The organism is Herbiconiux sp. 11R-BC (genome assembly GCF_049472555.1).
In the GTDB taxonomy this organism is placed as follows: Bacteria; Actinomycetota; Actinomycetes; order Actinomycetales; family Microbacteriaceae; genus Herbiconiux.
Genome location: NZ_JBCEBO010000009.1, coordinates 32,099 through 53,706 on the forward strand (window position 1 = coordinate 32,099; position 21,608 = coordinate 53,706).

The window sequence follows — 21,608 nt, forward strand, 5'->3', positions numbered from 1 at the left end:
CAACCTGCCGTTCGCCTTTGCTAAGATCGTCGGCGGGGAGGGCTTCGGCCCTCTCCACCAATCGTTAACGGGCCATTCGTGCGGCGCAGCCAACCCGGCCCGGCGGGCCCTTCGGTTCAGCGGGGGCTGAGCTTGACGACCGGGATCACCCGGCCGCCGGCTTTCGCCTCGTAGTCGGCGAAGCCGGGCGACCGCGCCACGAACTGCGCCCAGCCTGCGTCGCGCTCCTCGCCCTCGAGCGGAGCCGCGGTCACCTCCACGGTGGCGACGCCGTCGTCGGTCGCCGCCTCGATCGCGGCCTCCGGATGCGCCACCAGATTCGCGTACCACGCCGGGTTGCTCGGCGCGCCGGCCTTCGAGGCGGCCACGAGCCAGCTGCCGTCGGGCTGGGCGATGCCCATCACGGGGCTCAGCCGCGGTTCGCCCGACTTCGCGCCCGTGGTGTGCAGCAGCACCAAGCTCGAGCCGAAGCGCTGAACCGTGCCGCCGTTCGCGCGGAACTCCTCGATGATCTGCTGGTTGAAGTCGCTCATGCGTCAACGCTACGCCCCGCGCGGGGCGCCGTCATCCTGCCCCGGCGAACACCGTCTCAGCCGACGCAGGTGACGTTCGTGGCCCGGCCCGGCGCATCCGCCCCCGCCACCGTCGCCCGGTTGTCGCAGGCCACCTGGTTGCCCGCCGCTCGGGCGTCGCCCACGATCGACACGGCGTAGCCCGAGGCCGCCACGGCGAAGCTGTTGCCGTCGAAGGCGTTGCGGGCGCCCCAGCCGTCGAGGATGACGTGCACCTGCGCGCCGTCCTTGGGTGCGGCGGTGCCGGTGTTGCGGCTGACGACCCAGTCCGAGCCCTTCACATCGATGAGCGAGTCGACGGCGGTGGCGGCCGAGCCGTCGAGCGCGTTGCCCAGCAGCTGCCCGCCCGTGGTGCCCTCCTTCACGTCGATCGCCTCGGCGGTGGTGCCCGAGATGGTGTTGCCGCTGATGCGGTTGCGATCGCTCCGGTCGGGATCGCAGGCCGAGATCGTGCACCAGTTGCTCTGCGCGCTGCCGACGTAGACGCCCTCGCCGAACTCCGCGGTGCTGCGGCCGGTGCCCGAGATCGTGGACTTCTCGACGAGGTTGTCGCTCGAGCCCGCGCGCAGGTGCACGGCCTCGTCGCCGGTGCCCGACACGGTGAGACCCGTGAGCGCGTTCGACGAGGAGCCGTCGAGCATCACGCCCTTCTGCCCGCCGCTCACGCTGAAACCCTCGAGCCGCCAGTGCGACGCGCCCTGGAGGTGCAGGGTGTAGCCGCTGTCGGTGCCGCCGCCGTCGAGCACGGCTCCGGATGCGCCGCAGAGCGTGATCGGCGCCGCCGCCGTTCCGGAGACGGCGACCGTGAACCGCCCCTCGTAGCGGCCGTCGGCGAGCACGACGGTGGTGCCGGGCGTGGCCGCGGCGAGCGCATCCGTGAGCCCGGACGCCGTGGAGACGAGGGTGCCGGAGGGGCACGAGGCGGGGGCGCTCGCCGGAGCCGACGCCGGGCCGGCGGTCGCGCATCCGGAGACCGCGGCGAGGAGCAGCACGGTGCCCACGGCGAGCACGCCGATCGACGCGCGCGTGACCCCCATCGCTCCAGCCTACAAAGGGGGTGGCCGTGCACCGGACAAGCGCTGCGCGACATCGCTAAGCTGACAGGAATCGGCCTCACCCGGGCCGATGCCCGCACCTCCTGCACGACCCGTCACGCTCGGCCAACCCAGCCGAGTGCTCTTCTGCTCGAAAGGCAGGCGGCATCCCGATGCCCAGCGACTTCTCGTCGTTCCTCGGCGACGTCAGCACCTCACTTCTGTGGCTGCTGCCCTTCGGCGTGTTCGGAATCGTGTCGTGGAGCTTCTGGCTCATCCGCAAGCTCATCTCGGCCAGCACGAAGCCGGTCGTGAACGACTACCGCACGACGACCACCGTGGTCGTCCCCTCGTATCACGAAGACCCCGAGGTGCTGCTGCGCTGCCTCGAGACCTGGCGGCGGCAGGGGCCGAGCCGGATCGTGATCGTGCTCGACGTGGCCGACACCGTGGCCGAGAAGCTCATCGGGGAGCGGGGATATCCCGACGTCGACGTCATCATGTTCAAACACCGCGGCAAGCGCTCGGCGCTCGGCGTGGGCATCCGGGCGGCCGACACCGAGCTCATCGTGCTGGTCGATTCCGACACGGGGTGGGAGGACGGGATGCTCGACGCCATCCAGATGCCCTTCATCGACGCCGCCGTGGGCGCGGTGAGCACCCGGCAGAACGTCTACCTGCCGAAGACGAGCGTGTGGCGGCGGGTGGCCGACTGGATCATCGACCAGCGCTACTACGACTACGCCCCCGCGATGGGGCGCTTCGGCGGTGTGATCTGCGCCTCGGGGCGCACGAGCGCCTACCGGCGCGAGGTCGTCCTGCCGAAGCTGCACGACCTCGAGCACGAGATCTTCCTCGGCAAGGAGTGCGTGGCCGGCGACGACGGGCGGCTGACCTGGCTGGTGCTCTCGGAGGGATACCGGGTGACGCACCAGGACTCCGCGCGCGCCCTCTCGATGTTCCCCGACACCTTCCGCGCCTTCGTGAAGCAGCGCGTGCGCTGGAGCCGCAACTCCTACCGCTGCTACCTCACGGCCATCCGGCGGGGCTGGATCTTCCGGGTGCCGTTCATCTCGCAGATCACGGTGATGCAGATCCTCTTCACCCCGGTGAGCATGCTCATCGCCATCTTCTACGTGTTCCACGCGCTCACCGCGCCGCTGCCGTTGCTCGCGTTCGCGATGGCGCTGCTGTGGGTGATGGTTGGGCGCGGCATCCGCGGCATCTCGCACCTGTGGCGGCGCCCGGAGGACATCGTGATCCTGCCTCTCGTGGCCGTCATCACCATGCTCGTGGCGTTGCCGATCAAGACCTACGCGCTGTTCACCATGAACACCCAGGGCTGGCTCACCCGCTCGGCCGACACCATCGGCGGCGAGGGGCAGCGGGAGTCGACGCTGCGCCCGGCGGCCGGGGACGCCGGCGCCGGCGCCGGCTCCTTCGCGAGCGGTGCGCCGGCCGGCGCCGAGAAGCAGGATGCGTGACGGCGTGAGCGGTGACGGGGGTGCCGAGCGGGGCGGAGCGGGTGGCGGGAAGCCGGATGCGGGTTTCACCGCGGAGGAGCGCGGCGACACCGTCGGCCGCACCGGCCGCACGCTCGTGCGCATCCTGATCCCGGTGCTCATCCTCGCGGGCATCGGCGGAACGGTCATCGTCTCGCACGGGGCGCCGGCGGCCCTCACGGGGTTCGTGAACGGCGTGGCCGCGGGGTTCTTCGGCACGGCGCCGGCGGCGCCGGGCGGCGCAGCGGCGACGGGTGTTGCGGCCACCGGGGCGACGGATGCCGTGGGCACACCGAGCGCGACCGCCGCCACGGGATCGGCGGCGGCGACCCCGACTGATGCTGCCGGCTCGACCGTCGCGGAGGCCGCCGCACCGGTCGCATCCGGAGGCGTGGCCCCGGCTTCCACGCCGTCGCCGAGCTCGACCTCCGCCGACCAGCAGTGGCTCGACCTGATGGCGAGCGCTGCGGCGACGGCGGTCCCCAGCACGACGTTCTCGCCCTACCCGATCGACCCCTCGGCCGAGGAGCAGGGACGACTCGTGCTGAGCCAGGACGCCCGGTGGTCGCTGCTCGCGCGGGGTGTGCAGACCGTCGGCATGCAGACGACCGGCATCGTGCTGCCCTCGGCCGCGCCGACCACGCTCGACGACCTCATCTCGTCGGGCATGGCCACCCGCGTCGACCCGACGACCGTGCTGATCACGAAGACCGTGTTCGTCGCCCGCGGTGCCACGTTGTCGATCGACGCACCGGGCCAGACCATCCGCCTGCTCAGCCATGCCGGCGAGTTCATGCCGATCGTCGTCTGGGGCGGCGAACTCGACATCACAGGGACGGAGGCCGCACCGGTCACCCTCACCTCGTGGGACCCGGAGACGAACGCGCCCGATTTCGACGTCACCGACGGGCGGGCCTACGTGCGGGTGAACGAGGGACGCATCTCGGCCGACCACCTCGACGCGGGCGACCTCGGCTTCTGGAGCGGGGAGACCGGAGGCTTCGCCCTCACCGGCTCGAGCAGCGTCGGCTCCACGGGAACGATCGCGCACTCCACCTTCTCGGGGCAGCACTTCGGCCTCTATCTCGCCTCGGTGACCTCGGTCGCCGTGACCGACAGCACCGTGCGCGACTCGGACCAGGAGGGGATCGCGGTGGGGGCGAACTCCACGTCGGTCTCGATCACCGGCACGACGGTCGAGAACTCGGGAGGCAACGGAATCGGAGTGGGCACCGGGGTGAACGTCTTCACGGTCGACTCGGCGACGCTCACCGGCAACGGCGGCTACGGATTGCGCTTCGACGGCTCGCCGCGGGCGACCGGGGAGAACGTCGGGGGTTTCACCACCGAGAACTCGAAGGTGCTCACGGTGAAGGACAGCACCGTCGCCGACAACCACTCCGGCGGTCTCTCGGTGATCGAGACGAGCATCGTCACGATCTCGGGCAACGAGGTGACCCAGAAGACGGTCGGCATCTCGCTGCGCGACTCGCAGGGCGAGGTCACCGGCAACACGGTGAACGTCACGAACGGCGAGGGCATCGTGTTCGACGGGGCCCTCACCTCGGCCAGGGCCGAGGGCAACACCCTCACCGGCAGCGGCCCGAACGCCATCGCGCAGACGAACGGCGCCGACGACGTGCAGCTGTCCTCGAACACCGATTCGGGGTGGACGGTGCAGTGGGAGCTGCTGCTCTGGATCCAGGCGCATCCGCTCGCCCTGCTCTGGGCGTTGCTGCTCGTCATCCCCGTGGCGGGGATCGCGTTCGTGTTCTACCGGAGGCGCCGGCAGCGCCGCATCCGCGAACTCGTGGAGTCGGCGACGATCGCGGTGGCGAAGGCCGAGAAGGAGCGCTACGAGCTCGAGCGCGGTGGCGGCGCGGCGGGACGGGCGGAGAGCGATGACGAGCCGGATGCCCGTAGGGCCGCATGGCCGCCGCCGCGGCCCGGGAACCCGATCGCGCCTGCTGTCCCGGTGGCCGATGCGGCTGCGGCGGAGGCGGCGACGACCGATCCCGTGACATCGATCGGAGCCGGCGACGCGATCGACGTCGGCGATGTCTCGGACCACCCGTCGGCCGCCGCCGCGCCCGTCGCCGCGCCCGCCTCCGTGGTCACGGCGGCGGCGGTCGTGGTGGCGAAGGCGGTCCAGGGCGACGCGGCGCCGGAGACGCCCGACGACATCCGCCAGCGGCTCGGCACCTCGGCGCGCGTGCCGGGCATGCCGGCCAAGGCCGCCCGCACGGGGCGCACCGCCGGTGCTCCCGCGGCGACGGAAACGCCGTCCGGCGCCGACGCCGCACGCGGCGCGGCCGCCTCCACATCGGCCGCCGGCTTCGGCCGCTTCTCCTCGGTGGAGGAGCTCGCCGTGGCGTCTGTGCTCGACGCCGGCAAGCCGATCGACCGGGTGGCGACAGCACTGCGCGTGCCGGTGGGATCGGTGGCGGGCTGGGTGGCGAAAGCACGCCGGGCTCGTGCCGCCGAAGAGGAGCGACGCTCGCGCGGATGAGCGGCGCGGGCGATCGCGTAGCGTGGGAGCATGAGCACCGCCGAGTACGAGTTCCGCACCTTTCCCGCCGCCGTCGAGAGCCCGGGCGCAGCCACCGCCGCCACGGCGGGCTGGCTGCAGGCCGAGACGCAGGGCTTCCACGAAGCCCGCCTGAGCGATCAGGAGACCGCCCGTCTGGCCGCCCACATGGCGCGCGACGGCCATCAGCTCACGGGGGTCTACGCCGCCGGGCGCCCGGCCGAGTCGCTCGGCGCCGACTACCCCGTCGCGACGTTCGCGTCGTTCGAGAAGACCCTCAACGTCGGCGGCGCCGAGCCGCTCCAGGCCCACCTCATCTCCTGCGTGACGGTGCGTCCGACGCATCGCCGCCAGGGCATCCTGCGCCGCGTGATGACCGACGACCTCGACCGCGCGGTCGAGGCGGGCTACGCGGTCGCCGCCCTCACGGTGTCGGAGGCCACCATCTACCGTCGCTTCGGTTTCGGCGTGGCCACGCAGGTGCACACCGTGACGGTGGCGACGGATGCGCGCTTCCGGCTCCTCGTGTCGCCGCGCGGGCGCTGCGAACTGGTCGACGCGCGAGAGCTCGTGCGGCTGGGCCCCGAGATCTTCGCCGGATTCCACGCGGCGCAGCCCGGCTCGGTCGACCGTCAGAGCAAGCACTGGGAGCGGATCTCCGGCGTGGTCGGCGAGAAGGGTGAGGAGGATCGCGCTGTGCGCGCCGCCCTGCACTACGACGAGAGCGGCGCCATCGACGGCTACGTCAGCTACCGGGCCGGCGGGTACGACACGCATCCGCGTGTGCTCGAGGTCGTCGACCTCGTGGCGCAGAACGCCGACGCGTACCTCGGTCTCTGGGAGTTCCTGGCCTCGGTCGACCTCGTCGACGCCGTGAAATGGGATGCCGCGCCCGTCGACGATCCGCTGCGCTGGGCGCTCGAGAACTGGCGGCAGGTGGCGGCATCGAGCCTCGACGACTGGGTGTGGCTGCGCATCCTCGACGTGGTCGCGGCCTTCGAGGCCCGCGGCTACGCGGCCGCGGCCGCGGGCGAGATCGTGCTCGGCGTGACCGACCCGCTCGGCCACGCGGAGGGGCGCTACCGCCTGCGCGTGGCCGACGGCCGCGCCGCCGTCACCCGCGACGACACGGCGCCCTGCGATCTCGAGCTCGACGTCTCGGTGCTCGGTTCCCTCTACCTCGGCGGCGCCGACCCCGTGGTGCTCGCGGCGGCGGGCCGCCTCACGGAGCCGGTGCCGGGTGCCGCGCGGGCACTCCGCGCCCTGCTCGCGCCCGTCGGCACGGTCTGGGGCATCACCCACTTCTGACGCCGCACTCCGAGGGCGCGAGCGATTCCGTACGCCATGAGAACCGGGGGGCATGTCTGCAGATCGCGGAGATGACCCCCGAATCTCATTCCGTACGCAGAACATCTGCACGGCAGTGAAGGCTGCAGGCCGCGCTCGACGACCCACGGTGAGCGCGCGGACGCGCCAGCGACCGCACGGGAACATGCCGCGCGGCGCCGGGCGGGGACCGGCGCCGCCCGCTCAGGCCGCGCGCAGCACGGCCTGAGCGGCAGCCAGCACCGCAGGGCGGGCCACCTCCACGCCGTCGAGGTAGCCGCCGACCAGGGCGGCGTCGCGCAGGAGCACCAGCGAGGCGGCCGTGGCCGTGGGATGCGGGTGGCCGGCGGCGTCGAGGACGTCGTGCAGCGCGGCGCGGAACCAGGCGCGATGGCGGGCGACGATCAGGCGCACCGGGCTCGACGCATCCGGGAACTCGGCCGCCGCGTTGATGAAGGGGCAGCCGCGCGTGTGGTGGCGCTCGATGTCGTCGGCGATGCCCTCGATCACGAGGTGCACGAGCTGAGCGGGCGTGGGGCTCGGCACGGTCGCGGCGGCGGCCGCGAACTGCTGGCGGAGGAGTTCGTCCTCCCGGTCGAGGTAGGCGGCCACGAGGGCCTCCTTGCCGCTGAAGTGCCGGTACATCGTGGCGCGCGTGACGCTCGCCTCGGCCAGCACCCGGTCCATGCCCACGCTGTTGATGCCTTCGCGGTAGAACAGCCCCGAGGCCACCCGCACCAGCCGGTCGCGCGCCTCGGAGGTCTTGCGGGGGGCGGCGGCGTCGTCGGACATCTCCCGATCATAGCGGAACAGTCGTTCTGCTCCTCGGGTCACCGTCCGTTCACCTCCCGGCCATCTGCCATCACTAGCCTTCGGGGGCGCGTACGGTGGGAGAGCCGGAGGCAGAGCGGGGAGAGGTGCCTGTGACCGAAGACGACGCCGATCCGCAGAGGGTTCTGGACGCGGGCGACCGCACTCCGCCCGAGCGCACGCTCATCGACGTCATCATGCGTACCGCAGCCGAGAATCCGGATGCGCTCGCCCTCGACTCCGGCGACGGCGCGGTGAGCTACCGCCGCCTCGTGCGGCTCGTCAACGCCCAGGCCGCGGCCCTCACCCGGGTGGGGGTGCGCCGCGGAGACAAGGTGGGCATCCGCATCCCCTCCGGAACCCGTGAGCTCTACGTGTCGATCCTCGCGGTGCTCGCCGTGGGCGCCGCCTATGTGCCCGTCGACGCCGACGACCCCGAGGAGCGGGCGCGGCTGGTGTTCGGCGAGGCGCGCGTGGTGGGCGTGATCGGCGAGGGCGGCGTGTTCGCGCTGCCGGAGGGCGGGCAGGGCGGAGACGAGGCCCGCGCCGCCGCCGAGGAGTTCGCCGCCCGCGAGCTGCCCCTCGACGGGCCGCCCTCGCTCGCCACCCCCACCGGCACCGTGCCCGCCATCGGCACCCCGCATCCGGGCGACGACGCCTGGGTCATCTTCACCTCGGGCTCCACGGGCGTGCCGAAGGGCGTGGCCGTCACCCACCGCTCGGCGGCGGCCTTCGTCGACGCCGAGGCGCGCCTGTTCCTGCAGCATGCGCCGATCGGCCCGGGCGACCGCGTGCTCGCCGGCCTCTCGGTGGCCTTCGACGCCTCCTGCGAGGAGATGTGGCTGGCCTGGCGCAACGGGGCCTGCCTCGTGCCCGCGCCCCGCTCGCTCGTGCGCTCGGGCGTCGACCTCGGCCCCTGGCTCATCGCCCACGGCATCACCGTGGTCTCGACGGTGCCGACGCTCGCGGCGCTCTGGCCCGAGGAGTCGCTCGAGCTCGTGCGCCTCGTGATCTTCGGCGGCGAGGCCTGCCCGCCCGAGCTGGTGGCCCGCATCGCCGCCCGCGGCCGCGAGGTGTGGAACACCTACGGCCCCACCGAGGCCACCGTCGTCGCCTGCGCCTCGCTGCTCGGCACCGGCCCCGTGCGCATCGGCTTGCCCTTGGATGGCTGGAAGCTCGCCGTCGTCGACGCGAACGGCCAGAAGGTGGCTGAGGGCGAGGTGGGCGAGCTCATCATCGGCGGCGTCGGCCTCGCGCGCTACCTCGACCCCGTCAAGGACGCCGAGAAGTACGCGCCCTTCCCGAGCCTCGGCTGGGAGCGCGCCTACCGCTCGGGCGACCTCGTGCGCTTCGAGAGCGCCGGACTCGTGTTCCTGGGCCGCGCCGACGACCAGGTGAAGCTCGGTGGCCGCCGCATCGAGCTCGGTGAAGTGGATGCGGCACTGCAGGGTCTCCCGGGTGTGGCCGGCGCCGCCGCCGTGGTGCAGACCACGGCCGCGGGCAACCAGATCCTCGTGGGCTACCTCGCGCTCGGCGACGGCGTGGAGTTCGACCGCGAGGCCGCCAACACCCGCCTGCGCGAGGAGCTGCCGGCCGCCCTCGTGCCCCTCCTCGCCGTGGTCGACGCGCTGCCCACGCGTACCTCGGGCAAGGTCGACCGGGCGGCTCTGCCCTGGCCGCTGCCCGCATCCGGCGACGACTCGGTGCTGGCCGAACTGACCCCGACGGCGGCCTGGCTGGCCGAGCGCTGGTCGGGCATCCTCGGCGTTCCGGTCGAGAGCGCCGACGACGACTTCTTCGCCCACGGCGGAGGCTCGCTCTCGGCCGCGCAGCTGGTGTCGGCCATCCGCGAGCGCTACGCCGACACCCGCGTGGCCGACATCTACGACCACCCGCGCATCGGTTCGCTCGCCGACGAGCTCGACGCGCGCCTGCCCGCGGCGAGCGACCCGTCCCGTGCCGCCGACCGCCCGGTGCTCGTGACCCCGGCGTCGAGCCGCATCGCGCAGACGCTGCTCGGCATCCCGCTGCACGTGCTCGTGGGGCTGCGCTGGTTCGTCTACCTCGCCACGGCGAACAACCTGCTCGACGCCGCCGGCGCCGTGACCTTCGTGCCCACCCTCTCCTGGTGGTGGATCGCTCTCGGCTTCGTGCTGTTCGTCACCCCGCCCGGCAAGATGGCGATCTCGGTCGTCGCGTCGCGGCTGCTGCTGCGGGGCCTGACCCCGGGGGAGTACCCGCGCGGCGGCAGCGTGCACCTGCGGCTGTGGCTGGCCGAGCAAGTGGCGCAGCTCGTGGGCTCGGTGAGCCTCGCGGGTGCCCCCTGGATCAGCTACTACGCCCGTGCCCTGGGTGCGAAGATCGGCGTGGGCGTCGACCTGCACACCCTTCCGCCGGTGACCGGGATGCTCACGGTCGGCGACGGGGCCGCCATCGAACCCGAGGTCGACCTCGCGGGCTACTGGCTCGACGGCGACACCCTGCGCGTGGGCCGCGTGCACATCGGCGCCGACGCCACCGTGGGATCGCGCAGCACCCTGCTCGGTGGGGCGAAGCTCGGCCGCGGCTCCGAGGTGGAGCCCGGTGCCGCCGTCTCCGGCCGGGTGCCCTCGGGCGAGCGCTGGGCTGGATCGCCCGCGAGCCGCGTGGGCTCCGCGCGCCGCCCCTGGCCGGCCGCGCGCCCGCTGCCCGCCCGCCGCTGGCTCGTGGCCTACGCCCTCGGCTCGCTCGGCATGGCCGCGATGCCCGCTGTCTCCGTCATCATCGGCGCGCTCGTCGTCGGCGCCGCGATCGGCGACGCCGACTCGCTCGGCCTCGCCGCCGGCCGGGCCGCTCTCGCGATGCCGCTCGCCGTCATCGTGGCCGGGCTCGTCTACGCCCTGCTCGTGCTCGGTTCGGTGCGGCTGCTCGGCGTCGGGCTACGCGAGGGCTACTACCCGGTGCGCAGCCGCATCGGCTGGCAGGCCTGGTCGACCGAGCGCATCCTCGACAGTGCGCGCACCCTGCTCTTCCCGATCTACTCGAGCCTCGCCACGCCCGCCTGGCTCCGGATGCTCGGGGCCAAGGTGGGCGCGAACGTCGAGGCCTCGACGGTGCTGCTCATCCCGGCCGTCACCACGATCGCGCCGGGCGCCTTCCTCGCCGACGACACCATGGTGGCCTCCTACGAGCTCGGCGGCGGCTGGCTGCACATCGGCAAGGCCAAGATCGGCCGGCGCGCGTTCCTCGGCAACAGCGGCATGGCGGGCCCCGGGCGCAGCGTTCCGCGCAACGGCCTGGTGGCGGTGCTGTCGTCGGCGCCCAAGAACGCCAAGCGCGGCTCCTCCTGGCTCGGCAACCCCGCCGTCCGCCTGCGGCGCGTGGCCAGCGACTTCGACGAGGCGCGTACCTTCCGGCCGCCCACCGCGCTCAAGGTGGCGCGCGCGGTCTGGGAGATCCTGCGGATCGTGCCGGTGGTCGTCACGGCGTGGATCGCGCTCGGCGTGCTCGCGACCCTCGACTGGCTCTGGATCGAGGTGGGCCTGGGCTGGGCCGTGCTGCTCTCGGGCGTGGTGATGCTCGCCGCAGGGGCCGTGGCGGCGCTGGTGTCGACCGCGGCGAAGTGGGCGCTGGTGGGGCGTATCGACGCCACCGAGCATCCGCTCTGGTCGAGCTTCGTCTGGCGCAACGAGCTCGCCGACACCTTCGTGGAGACCGTGGCCCGGCCCTGGTTCGCGGCCAACGCGGCCGGCACCCCGGCGCTCGCCGTCTGGCTGCGCACCCTCGGCGCGAAGATCGGCCGCGGCGTGTGGTGCGAGTCGTACTGGCTGCCGGAGGCCGATCTCGTGACCCTCGGCGACGGCTCCACCGTGAACCGGGGCTGCGTGGTGCAGACCCACCTCTTCCACGACCGCATCATGCAGCTCGACGCCGTGGTGCTCGCCGAAGGTGCCACACTGGGGCCGCACAGCGTGATCCTCCCCGCCGCCTCCGTCGACCGCAACGCGACCGTCGGCCCGGCCTCCCTCGTGATGCGCGGCGAACGCGTTCCCGGCGGATCGCTCTGGGCCGGCAACCCCATCGCCCCCTGGAGCCTCGCCCAGAAGGTGCCCTCGTGAGCGGGCGGGCGGATGCGCGGGCCGGGTGCGGCGGGTCGTGGCACTATTGAACGCATCCATGGCACTCAATCCGGCTTCCGCGTTCGGTTCCGCCTCTGCGGGTGACCCCTACCTGCCGACGAGCGGCAACGGCGGCTACGGCGTGCTCCACTACGAGCTCGACCTCGACTACCGGGTGGCGACGAACCGGCTGAACGGCACCGCCGTCATCCGGGCCAGGGCCACCATGCCGCTCGAGCGGTTCAGCCTCGACTTCGCGGGTCTCAGCGTGGTGAAGGTGACGGTCGACGGCGAGCGCCCGAAGAAGCTCGCCGAGACCCCGCGCAAACTCGTGATCACGCCCGAGCACGCGCTCGCCGAGGGGCAGGAGTTCTCGGTCACCGTGCGCTACCGGGGGGCGCCGCACCCCATCCGCAGCTCCTGGGGCGAGGTGGGCTGGGAGGAGCTCGCCGACGGCGTGATCGTGGCCGGCCAGCCGTGCGGCGCGGCCTCGTGGTTCCCCTGCAACGATCACCCGAGCGACAAGGCCACCTACCGCATCACGATCGCCTGCGAGGCCGGCTACACCGTGGTGTCGAACGGCTCCCTGGTGGCGCGCTCCAGCCGCTCGGGCCGCACCGCCTGGACCTACGAGATGCTGCAGCCGATGGCGAGCTACCTCGCCACAGTGCAGATCGGCCGCTACCGCTCGCGCGAGATCGCGCAGGATCCGGTGCCGCAGAGCATCCATTTCCCGCAGTCGCTCGACCGCGAGATCTCGATCGACTTCGGGCGGGTGCCCGAGATGCTGGCGCTGTTCGAGTCGCTCTTCGGCGCCTACCCCTTCGACAGTTACACGGTGGTGGTGACCCACGACGAGCTCGAGATCCCGCTCGAGGCGCAGGGGCTCGCGATCTTCGGCCGCAACCATGTCGACGGCGTGCACGGCAGCGACCGGCTGATCGCGCACGAGCTGGCCCATCAGTGGTTCGGCAACAGCCTCACGCTCGCGCGGTGGCGCGACATCTGGCTGCACGAGGGTTTCGCCTGCTACGCCGAGTGGCTGTGGTCGGAGGCCTCCGGGGGGAAGACGGCCGACGAGAACGCCGTGGCACACCGCGCGCGGGTCGCGCTCGAGCCCAAAGACCTCGTGATCGGCGATCCGGGGCCGGCGCGCATGTTCGACGACCGCGTCTACAAGCGCGGTGCGCTCGCGCTGCACGCGGTGCGCCGCCGTCTCGGAGACGAGGCCTTCTTCGCGGGGCTGCGCGCCTACGTCGCGGAGTGCCGTTTCGGGCTCGTCTCCACCGAGGACTTCGTCGAGATCATGCAGTCGAGCTCAGGCGACGACGAGGTGGGGTCGGTCATCGACCGCTGGGTGTACGCGAAGTCGCTGCCGAAGCTCTGAGGTGCTGGGCCGCAGAGGCCCTGCGGCTCTGCGGCGCAGACGCTCGGCGGTCGGGGCCGCCGTGGACGTGCTGCTACGGCAGTAGACGCGTCGCCCGGGTGGTGGCCACCACCACGACGAGATCTCGGGGGAGCCAGCTCGGGAGTTCGGGCTCGCCGAGAGCGAAGTCGGCCGCAGGGGCTGCGTCGAGAGTGCTGCCTGCCAGCCGCGGCACGGCCTCGTGCTCGAGGTGGGCGGCGGCCGAATACGGGAGTGGGCCGGCGATCGCCTCGAACACGACGGTGAGGGCGTGCGGATCCGCGCGGAGGCCGAGGCCGGCCGCCTTCAGCACGGCCTCCTTCGCCGCCCAGGCGCGCGTGCGCATCCGGTGGTCGGGGTCGTCGCCGAACGCGGCCCGTTCGGCGGCCGTGAAGGCGACGTCGTCGAAGCGGGCTGCGGCGGCCGTGCTCACCGACTCGATGTCGATGCCCACCGGATGCGCCGCCGCAGCGAGCGCCACGACCCCGCCGGCGCGGCTGAGGCTGAGGTGCACGCCGGGCACGGGCATCCCGTCGGCGTCGAGCAGGAGGGGCCGCCCGTGGCCGGTGCTGCCGCAGTGGAGGCAGAGGTGGCCGATGCGCCGGGCTTCTGCGGCGTCGTGGGCGGGGGCCGGCGCGCCGGCCAACCGGGAGAGCGCGGCGTGGTCGGCCGCGCGATCACCCGTGTCGCGCAGGAACGCGAGTCGCAGGAGCGGTGCTCCGGATGCGTCGCTCACCTCGTCCTCCGCTCCCGGCCGGACCATGTCGCCGGCGACCCGAGCGTACCTCTGATGTCGGGGGACACGGTGGGGGACAGCCCGGTGGGAATGCGCCCCGAATCGTCGCCGCACTCTGGACGACAGGTGTTGAGCACGGTTAGCATCGCCTCCGTGATGGCATCGAAGAAGCGCACCCGGCACCTGCTCACCACCCTGGGAACGGTGCTCACCGCCGCCCTCCTGATGACCGGCGTCGGCGCCGCCGCGGCGGCCGAGGCGCCCGCGCCGTCACCTGCCCCGGCTTCTCGCGAGACGTCGAGTTGGCCGTCGCTGCATCCCGACCTCGTCGCCGGAAGCGTCGCGAGCTTCCGTGCCGGTGACATCATCTCCGACGCCAACATGTACAACGGTTCCGCGATGTCGTCCGGCGACGTGCAGTCGTTCCTGAACGAGCGGGCTCAGACCTGCGACGGAAACTGCGCCAACACGAAGTTCTTCGCCACCACCAGCCAGTCGGCGAACGCCGAGTGCACGGCGTACGCCGGGGGCGGTCTGCAGTCGGTCGCCGACATCGTGGCGGGCTCCGGCGCCGCCTGCGGCGTCAGCCAGAAGGCCTTGCTCGCACTCATCCAGAAAGAGTCGTCGGTCATCGACACCCGCAATCCCACCGACGCGCAGTACGACTACGCGACGTTCTACGAGTGCCCCGACACATCCAGCTGCGACCCGGCCTACGCGGGCTTCTTCAAGCAGGTCTACAACGCGGCCCGTCAGCTGAAGCACTCCAAGCTGAACCCGCCGGCGGCCTTCCCGGTCGGCCAGTCGACCAACATCGCCTACTCTCCGAACAGCGGATGCGGGTCGGACCCGGTGTTCATCCGCACCGTGGCCACAGCCGCGCTCTACTCCTACACGCCCTACCAGCCCAACGCGGCGGCGCTGCAGCCGGGTAGTGACGGCAACGCCTGCTCGAGCCTCGGCAACCTCAACTTCTGGTTCGTCTACACCGACTGGTTCGGCTACCCGCACATCGACGTCGACCGCATCCAGGGCGCCGACCGCTTCGAGGTGTCGGTGAACATCGCCAAGCAGGCCTACCCGAACGGTGCGGCGGCCGTCTACGTGGCGGCGGGCGCGGGCTACGCCGATGCGCTCTCGGCCGGCCCGGCCGCGGTGAAGGACGGCGCGCCCCTGCTGCTCACCACCGCCGACAGCCTCCCCGCCTCGGTCGACGCAGAGATCCAGGCGCTGCATCCGGGCAAGATCGTGATCGTCGGCGGCCCGAACTCGGTGTCGGTGGCCGTCGAGTCGAGGCTCGGCCAGATCGTCGCCGGCGGAAGCGCCAACGTCACCCGCATCAGCGGTGCCGATCGCTTCGAGGTCTCTCGCAACGTCGCCCGGTACGCGTTCGGCAGCGGCGCATCCAAGGCCTACCTGGCCACCGGCCTGAACTTCCCCGACGCCCTCAGCGCCAGCGGCGCCGGCGGCGCACACGGCGAGCCGGTGGTGCTCGTGAACGGCCAGCTCGGCGCGGTCGACTCCGACACGAGCTCGCTGCTGTCGTCGCTGAACATCACTACTGTGGCCATCGCCGGCGGCCCGAACTCGGTGTCGTCCGGCATCGAGTCGTCGCTCAGCGGGGTCTCCGGCGTCACCTCGGTGTTCCGCCTCTCCGGTGCCGACCGCTTCGCGGCCTCACTGACCATCAACCAGTCGGCCTACCAGCAGAAGACCGACCGCGTGTTCCTCGCGACCGGCCTCAACTTCCCGGATGCCCTGGCCGGTTCCGCGCTCGCCGGCAAGCTCGGTGCCCCGCTCATCGTGGTGCCGCAGAACTGCGTGCCCTCGACGGTGCGCGCGAGCTTCCAGGGCTTCGACAACACGAAGGTCACCCTCCTCGGCGGCCCCAACTCCCTGGGCGCCGGCGTGCAGAGCCTGACCTCCTGCGGCTGACCCCCCCCGCCTAACCCCGCGCCCCTCGACCGGTCGCAAAAGGCCCCCACTCACTGAGAATGGGGGCCTTTTGCGACCGGTCGATGACGTGGGGTGGGGGAGAGGGCCTAGGCCCCGAGCTCGGGGAAGCGCGCGGCCAGCAGCTCGAGGGCGCGCTCGCGCGAGGGAGTGGAGTCGAGCGGGTCGGACGCGTAGGCGGCCCCCGCGGGCGACACCATCACCTCGTCGACGCCGTACTGCGACGCGTAGGAGCGGATGCGCCCCTCCACCTCCTCGGCCGTGCCGATGAGCCAGCGGCGCGACTGCTCGAGCACCGAATCCTGCTCAGGCACGGTGAGCACGGTCTCGCGCGCTTCGTCGACCGTGAGCTGCGGCACGAGCGCGCCGCCCGTGCGCAGCCGCGCCATCGTGATGAGCTGCGGCAGCGCCACGAGCTGTGCCTCCTCGGCCGTGTCGGCCACCGAGATGTTCGTGGTGAGGAACGTTCTCGGCGCGGCCAGCGTCTCCGAGGGCCGGAAGCTCGAGCGGTAGATCTCGAGCGCCTGCTCGATGCCGGAGGCGCCGAAGTGGTTCGCGAACACGAACGCCATGCCGAGCGAGGCCGCGAGAGTCGCACTGAAGTTGCTCGACCCCAGCAGCCACATCTCGGGCGCGGTCGCCACCCGTGGCGTCGCCTTGAGCTCGTAGGACCGCCCGCGGATGTTCAGGCCCACGCCCGGCTGGTCGTCTCCGAACGGCTCCGTGGCCGGAGAACGATCGGAGCCGAGCAGCGCGGCCACCGTCTCGACATCGGTCGGGAAGGTCTCGGCGGGGTCCGCATCCTGCGTCGTGCGCTGCCCCCGCAACATGTAGGCGGTGACGGGGTCGGAGCCGGGCGCGCGGCCGAGCCCGAGGTCGATGCGGCCCGGATGCATGGCCTCGAGCAGTGCGAACTGCTCCGCCACGGCGAGCGGGGCGTGGTTCGGCAGCATCACGCCGCCGGAGCCCAGCCGGATGCGCTCGGTCTGCGCCGCGAAGTGCGCGATCAGCGTCGACGGCGAGGTGGAGGCGACGGCGGGCATGTTGTGATGCTCGGCCACCCAGAACCGGGTGAAGCCGAGCCGTTCGGCGGTGCGCACGAGCGAGAGGCTCGCGGCCACCGCCTGCCCCGAGTTCTGGCCGCTGCGAACAGGAATGAGATCGAGAACCGAAAGCTGAGTCATGACCTCTTCCTCAGCGGCCGGGCGCCTCCGTTTATTCCTGGTGCGGGGTGTGGCGCTACGATCGCGGCATGGCATCCCACTCCGAGCATCCGGCCGTCGCGCGGGTGCGCGCCGAGCTGGCCGCGCACGGCGCCGGCGGCGAGATCGTGTGGCTCGACGACGCCGCGAGCACGGCCGCCCTGGCCGCCGCGGCCCTCGGGGTCGACGTCGGCGCGATCGCGAACTCCCTCGTCTTCCTGCTCGACGGCGAACCGCTCCTCGTGCTCACGAGCGGCGCGCACCGGGTCGACACCGCGTGGCTCGGCACCCAGCTCGGCGGCGCCATCACCCGCGCGAGCGCGGCCCAGGTGAAGGAGGCCACGGGCCAGGTCATCGGCGGGGTCGCGCCGGTGGGTCACCCGGCGCCGCTGCGCACGGTGGTCGACGTGGCGCTCGCCGCGTATCCGCAGCTCTGGGCCGCCGCCGGTCATGCGCACACCGTGTACCCCACGACGTTCGGCGAGCTCGTGGCGATCACGGGCGGCACGGCCATGCCGGTCACCCCCGGCGCCTGACGACCCCCGCCGCCGGCGGCGATTCCGCCGCACACTGCGGTTTCCAGCACAAGGTGCCTCGGAAAACCCCACGAATTCGCGAAACCCGCCCCCGCTTCCGCGGAAATCCGGCCCGCGCACGTACTGTGGCGATGTGTGGCGTGCCGATAAGAAACGAGACTCAGACGAAACATCGTCTGCCGCCGACTCCGTCGAGTCGGCGTGGGGTCGCTCTGGCCAGTCCTCGTCCAACAGTCCGATAGGCCAGGTCTTCTCGACGGAGAGCCTGGTCGAACCCACGCGCGAACGCTGGCGGCAGGAGATAGCCGCCCTCGGCGGAGAGTCCCCGCTGCTGCGCTTCGACGATTCGCCGCGCTCGCGCATCGAGCTCAGCACCACGCATCCGGGCGGCCTCGCCCAGTTCATCACGGGCAACTCCACCCTGCTCTCGAGCCTCATCCGCGACGAGCTCGCCCTGCGCCAGGCACGCATCGCCGCCGGCGCGATCACCGACAAGGGCGTCGAGCTGCGCTCCGTGCGCGGCATCGACTCCGTGCACCTGGCCATCGGCCTGGCCGAGTGGCGCCGCGAGGTCGACGGCGCCGAGCAGAACTTCCGTGCCCCGGTGCTGCTCCGCCCCATCTCGGTGCGCCGCTACGGCCGGGACTTCGAGCTCAAGCTCCGCGGCACCCCGTTCGTCAACCCCGAGCTCGTGCGCGTGCTGCAGGAGCAGTTCGAGATCGCCGTCGACACCGAGAGCCTGGTGGCGCTCGCCGCCTCGAACGGCGTGTTCAAGCCGCAGCCCGTCATCGACCGCCTGCGCAGCCTGACCTCGCACCTGGCCTGGTTCCAGGTGCAGCCGCGCCTGGTCGTCTCCTCCTTCGCCGACGTGGCGAGCGGGATGCTGGCCGACAGCGCCGGCATCATGCATCCGGTTCTCGACGCGCTGGCCGGCAACCTCACCTCGCGCCGCGCGGTGCAGGACGGCTACCACCCGGTCGAGCCCTCACCGCAGGACCACCGCGCTCCGGCCACCGACACCCTGCTGCTCGACGCCGACAGCGAGCAGGAGAACGTGATCGCCCAGATCTCGGGCGGCAACTCGCTCGTCGTGAAGACGCTCCCCGGCACCGGCGGCACGCAGACCATCGTGAACGCCATCGGCGCCCTCGTGGCCCAGAACAAGCGCGTGCTCGTGGTGAGCCCGCGCCGGCTCAGCCTCTCGGGCATCAACCGCCGGCTCTCGGATGTGGGGCTCCCCGGCGTGGCCGTGTCGCCGCGCACGTTGCGCCGCGACCTCATCCACTCGATCGGCCGCAACGAGAAGGCTGCTCAGCCGCGCGTGGCTGACGTCGACGAGGCGCTCGTGCGGCTGCGCAGCGTGCTGCTCGACTACCGTGCCTCGATGTCCCGGGTCGACCCGCTGCTCAAGGTGTCGGTGCTGGATGCACTGCGCGAGCTCGCGCGGCTGGCGCTGCTCCCGCACCCGCCGGCCACCACCGCCCGGCTCGACCGCCCGGCCCTCGAGTCGCTCGCCTCCGGCCGCGCGAAGGCGGCCAAGGCGCTCAGCCGTGCCGCCGAGCTCGGCCAGTTCCGCTACGGGCCCGACGACTCGCCGTGGTACGGCGCCCAGTTCTCCTCGAGCGACGACGCCCACCGCGCCCACCAGCTCGCGAAGCGCCTCAACTCGGGCGACCTGCCGAGGCTGCTCACCGGCGCCTACGAGCTCATCGGCCAGACCCGCATGCGCCCGTTCACGAGCCTCACCGAGCTCGGTACCTACCTGCGCCTGCTCGCCGATCTGCGCGAGACGCTCGACAAGTTCCTGCCGGTGGTCTTCGACCGCTCGCTCACCGATCTCATCGCCGCCACCTCGCCTCGCCGCGACGCGCCGCAGATGTCGTCGACCTCCCGCCGGCGCCTCAAGGCCCTGGCCAAGGAGTACGTGCGGCCCGGCGTGCACATCGGCGACATCAACGAAGCCCTGCGGCGCATCCAGCAGCAGCGCACGCTCTGGTACCGCTACGCCGCCGCGGGCATCCCGCCGGAGATCCCCGTGGGCATCAACGACGTGCAGGTGGCCTTCCAGCGCGTCACCGAAGACCTCGCGCAGCTCGATCTGCCGCTCGGCTCGGTGGGCACCGCCCGCCAGCTCTCCTCGCTGCCGATCGACCAGCTGATCGGCCTGATCGAGGGCCTCGCCGCCGACTCCGAGGTGCTCGCCAACCTGCAGGAGCGCACCGCGCTGCTCGATTCGCTGCGCGAGCACTCGCTCGACCCGCTGCTCGTCGACCTGTCCAACCGGCACATCCCCGAGTCGGGTGTGGCCGACGAGCTCGAGCTCGCCTGGTGGCAGTCGGTGCTCGAGCTGATGCTCGCGAACGACCGCGCTCTGCTCGGCGCCAACACGGGGGTGCTCGACCGCCTCGAGGGCGACTTCCGGCTCGTCGACGAGGCCCACGCCTCGATGAACGGGCAGCTGCTCGCCTGGCAGCTCGCCGAGACCTGGAACGTCGGCCTCGTCGACCACCCGATGGAGGCCACCGCGCTCAAGGAGCTGCTCCGCAGCGACGGCGTGACCTCGTTCTCGCTGCACGCGGCGGCCCCGCACCTCGGCAAGGCGCTCGCGCCGGTCTGGCTGGCCTCGCCCTACGAGGTGCCGCAGATCACGGATGCGATCACCTTCGACACCGTCATCCTGGTCGACGCCGGCGCGACGACGCTGTCCGAGAACGCGGGAGCCATCCGCCGCGGCCGCCAGGTGGTGGCGTTCGGCGACCCGGTCACCCAGACCCCCTCGCACTTCGAGATCGCGGTGCGGCCGATCGAGGAGCAGCGCGTGCGCTCCGCGGCGGATGCCTCGCTCGTCGAGGAGCTCCACGCCGAGTCCGCGCTGGCCCGCCTCGCCGACCTCGTGCCCACGCTCTCGCTCACCCGGAGCTACCGCGCCGGCGGCGAGGACCTCGCCGAGCTCGTGAACCACCGCTTCTACGGCGGCAAGATCGACTCGCTGCCCTGGGCCGGAACGTTCCTCGGCCACGGCTCGCTCGCCCTGCACTACGTCGAGGGCCGCGGCGGGATGCCCGATTCCGAGACCGGTGCCGTCGAATCGGTCGACGCCGAGGTCGACGAGGTGGTGGCTCTCGTGCTCGACCACGCCATCAACTACCCGCGCGAGTCGCTCATGGTCATCACGGCCTCGCCCAAGCACGCCGTGCGGGTGCAGCAGGCCGTTCTCGCGGCGTTCGCGAAGCGCAGCGACCTCGCCGACTTCATCCTCAAGGAGCGCGCCGAGCCCTTCATGGTGGCCACTCTCGAGCAGTCGGTGGCGCAGAGCCGCGACCGCGTGATCTTCTCGGTCGGCTACGGCAAGACCGCGCACGGGCGGGTGCTCACCAACTTCGGCGGGCTCGCTCGTCCTGGCGGCGAGCGGCTGCTCGCGGTCGGTATGACGAGGGCCCGCCGGAGCATGGACATCGTCTCCTGCTTCATGCCCTCCGACATCGACGAGGACCGCATGAACTTCGGCGTCGTGGCGCTGCGGCAGATCCTCCAGCAGGCCGAGACCGGGCCCACGCCCGACACCTTCTCGAGCCCCGGCGACGCCCTGCTCATCGACCTCGCGCGCCGGCTCGGCTCGCGCGGCCTCGAGGTGGCCTTCGAGCACCGCGGCAAGCTCACCCTGGTGGCCTCGCACGACGGCCGCGCCATCGCGATCGAGACGGATGCTGTGGTGCACTCCACCTCGCTCCGCGAGTCGCTCCGGCTCCGACCCGACATGCTGCGGCGCCTGGGCTGGCACTACCTGCGGGTGCACTCCTTCGAGCTCTTCACGAACCCGGAGGCCGTCGCCGCCCGCATCGCCTCCGTCATCGGGGTGCGCGAGCTCTCCCTCGTGGAGACCGCGCCCATCTCGGTGCACATCTAGG

13 protein-coding genes are annotated in these 21,608 nt (G+C 72.3%); 8 read left to right on the top strand and 5 right to left on the bottom strand.

All coding sequences use genetic code 11. The features are described from left to right. Window positions 1-116: 116 nt before the first annotated feature. Both VD659_RS17745 and VD659_RS17750 read right to left on the bottom strand, forming a co-directional pair. On the bottom strand, window positions 117-533 hold the full coding sequence (locus VD659_RS17745) for a nitroreductase/quinone reductase family protein (protein ID WP_423262372.1): 417 nt from the start codon (window positions 531-533) through the stop codon (window positions 117-119). Window positions 534-589: 56 nt separating this feature from the next. Further along, window positions 590-1,609: a right-handed parallel beta-helix repeat-containing protein gene (locus VD659_RS17750; RefSeq protein WP_423262374.1), complete on the bottom strand. Its 1,020-nt coding sequence runs from the start codon at window positions 1,607-1,609 to the stop codon at window positions 590-592. 170 nt (window positions 1,610-1,779) lie between these two features. On the opposite strand from VD659_RS17750, the gene VD659_RS17755 reads away from it, so the two are divergent. The 3 genes from VD659_RS17755 to VD659_RS17765 are packed head-to-tail and all read left to right on the top strand — an operon-like array spanning window position 1,780 to window position 6,943. Next, window positions 1,780-3,090, top strand: a complete 1,311-nt coding sequence (locus VD659_RS17755; RefSeq protein WP_423262375.1) for a glycosyltransferase — start codon at window positions 1,780-1,782, stop codon at window positions 3,088-3,090. After that, entirely contained in the window at window positions 3,083-5,617 is a 2,535-nt protein-coding gene (locus VD659_RS17760) for a right-handed parallel beta-helix repeat-containing protein (protein ID WP_423262376.1), read from the top strand. The genes VD659_RS17755 and VD659_RS17760 overlap by 8 nt, the downstream gene beginning before the upstream one ends. A 30-nt stretch (window positions 5,618-5,647) precedes the next feature. Continuing rightward, window positions 5,648-6,943 carry a GNAT family N-acetyltransferase gene (locus VD659_RS17765; RefSeq protein ID WP_423262377.1) on the top strand — a complete coding sequence of 432 codons (1,296 nt, stop codon included), beginning with the start codon at window positions 5,648-5,650 and terminating at the stop codon, window positions 6,941-6,943. Window positions 6,944-7,165: 222 nt separating this feature from the next. Here VD659_RS17765 and VD659_RS17770 read toward each other — a convergent pair whose 3' ends face one another. Then, on the bottom strand, window positions 7,166-7,753 hold the full coding sequence (locus VD659_RS17770; protein ID WP_423262378.1) for a TetR/AcrR family transcriptional regulator: 588 nt from the start codon (window positions 7,751-7,753) through the stop codon (window positions 7,166-7,168). 131 nt (window positions 7,754-7,884) lie between these two features. Between VD659_RS17770 and VD659_RS17775 the strand changes: the two genes are divergently transcribed. Beyond that, on the top strand, window positions 7,885-11,868 hold the full coding sequence (locus VD659_RS17775; protein WP_423262379.1) for a Pls/PosA family non-ribosomal peptide synthetase: 3,984 nt from the start codon (window positions 7,885-7,887) through the stop codon (window positions 11,866-11,868). Between the two features lie 58 nt (window positions 11,869-11,926). Beyond that, a complete protein-coding gene (locus VD659_RS17780; protein WP_423262380.1) occupies window positions 11,927-13,255 on the top strand; it encodes a M1 family metallopeptidase in 1,329 nt (442 codons plus the stop codon). Between the two features lie 73 nt (window positions 13,256-13,328). Here VD659_RS17780 and VD659_RS17785 read toward each other — a convergent pair whose 3' ends face one another. Continuing rightward, complete coding sequence (locus VD659_RS17785) at window positions 13,329-14,009, bottom strand: 4'-phosphopantetheinyl transferase family protein (protein WP_423262381.1); 681 nt, start codon at window positions 14,007-14,009, stop codon at window positions 13,329-13,331. Between the two features lie 156 nt (window positions 14,010-14,165). Here VD659_RS17785 and VD659_RS17790 point away from each other — a divergent pair, with 156 nt between their 5' ends. Next, a complete protein-coding gene (locus VD659_RS17790) occupies window positions 14,166-15,944 on the top strand; it encodes a cell wall-binding repeat-containing protein (protein ID WP_423262523.1) in 1,779 nt (592 codons plus the stop codon). Window positions 15,945-16,051: 107 nt separating this feature from the next. Here VD659_RS17790 and VD659_RS17795 read toward each other — a convergent pair whose 3' ends face one another. Next, window positions 16,052-17,146, bottom strand: coding sequence for an LLM class flavin-dependent oxidoreductase (locus VD659_RS17795; RefSeq protein ID WP_423262382.1), 1,095 nt, complete (start codon window positions 17,144-17,146; stop codon window positions 16,052-16,054). Between the two features lie 68 nt (window positions 17,147-17,214). On the opposite strand from VD659_RS17795, the gene VD659_RS17800 reads away from it, so the two are divergent. Further along, the gene (locus VD659_RS17800) at window positions 17,215-17,700 is read left to right on the top strand and encodes a YbaK/EbsC family protein (RefSeq protein WP_423262383.1); all 486 of its coding nucleotides are present in this window, start codon (window positions 17,215-17,217) and stop codon (window positions 17,698-17,700) included. A gap of 133 nt (window positions 17,701-17,833) precedes the next feature. Further along, window positions 17,834-21,607 carry a DUF4011 domain-containing protein gene (locus VD659_RS17805; RefSeq protein WP_423262384.1) on the top strand — a complete coding sequence of 1,258 codons (3,774 nt, stop codon included), beginning with the start codon at window positions 17,834-17,836 and terminating at the stop codon, window positions 21,605-21,607. Window position 21,608 lies beyond the last annotated feature (1 nt).

What these genes read in the sequence shown, in the direction of transcription:
- VD659_RS17745 (WP_423262372.1), bottom strand. Translation starts at nt 533, where the DNA reads ATGAGCGACTTCAACCAGCAGATCATCGAGGAGTTCCGCGCGAACGGC.
- VD659_RS17750 (WP_423262374.1), bottom strand. Translation starts at nt 1,609, where the DNA reads ATGGGGGTCACGCGCGCGTCGATCGGCGTGCTCGCCGTGGGCACCGTG.
- VD659_RS17755 (WP_423262375.1), top strand. Translation starts at nt 1,780, where the DNA reads ATGCCCAGCGACTTCTCGTCGTTCCTCGGCGACGTCAGCACCTCACTT.
- VD659_RS17760 (WP_423262376.1), top strand. Translation starts at nt 3,083, where the DNA reads ATGCGTGACGGCGTGAGCGGTGACGGGGGTGCCGAGCGGGGCGGAGCG.
- VD659_RS17765 (WP_423262377.1), top strand. Translation starts at nt 5,648, where the DNA reads ATGAGCACCGCCGAGTACGAGTTCCGCACCTTTCCCGCCGCCGTCGAG.
- VD659_RS17770 (WP_423262378.1), bottom strand. Translation starts at nt 7,753, where the DNA reads ATGTCCGACGACGCCGCCGCCCCCCGCAAGACCTCCGAGGCGCGCGAC.
- VD659_RS17780 (WP_423262380.1), top strand. Translation starts at nt 11,927, where the DNA reads ATGGCACTCAATCCGGCTTCCGCGTTCGGTTCCGCCTCTGCGGGTGAC.
- VD659_RS17790 (WP_423262523.1), top strand. Translation starts at nt 14,166, where the DNA reads ATGGCATCGAAGAAGCGCACCCGGCACCTGCTCACCACCCTGGGAACG.
- VD659_RS17795 (WP_423262382.1), bottom strand. Translation starts at nt 17,146, where the DNA reads ATGACTCAGCTTTCGGTTCTCGATCTCATTCCTGTTCGCAGCGGCCAG.
- VD659_RS17800 (WP_423262383.1), top strand. Translation starts at nt 17,215, where the DNA reads ATGGCATCCCACTCCGAGCATCCGGCCGTCGCGCGGGTGCGCGCCGAG.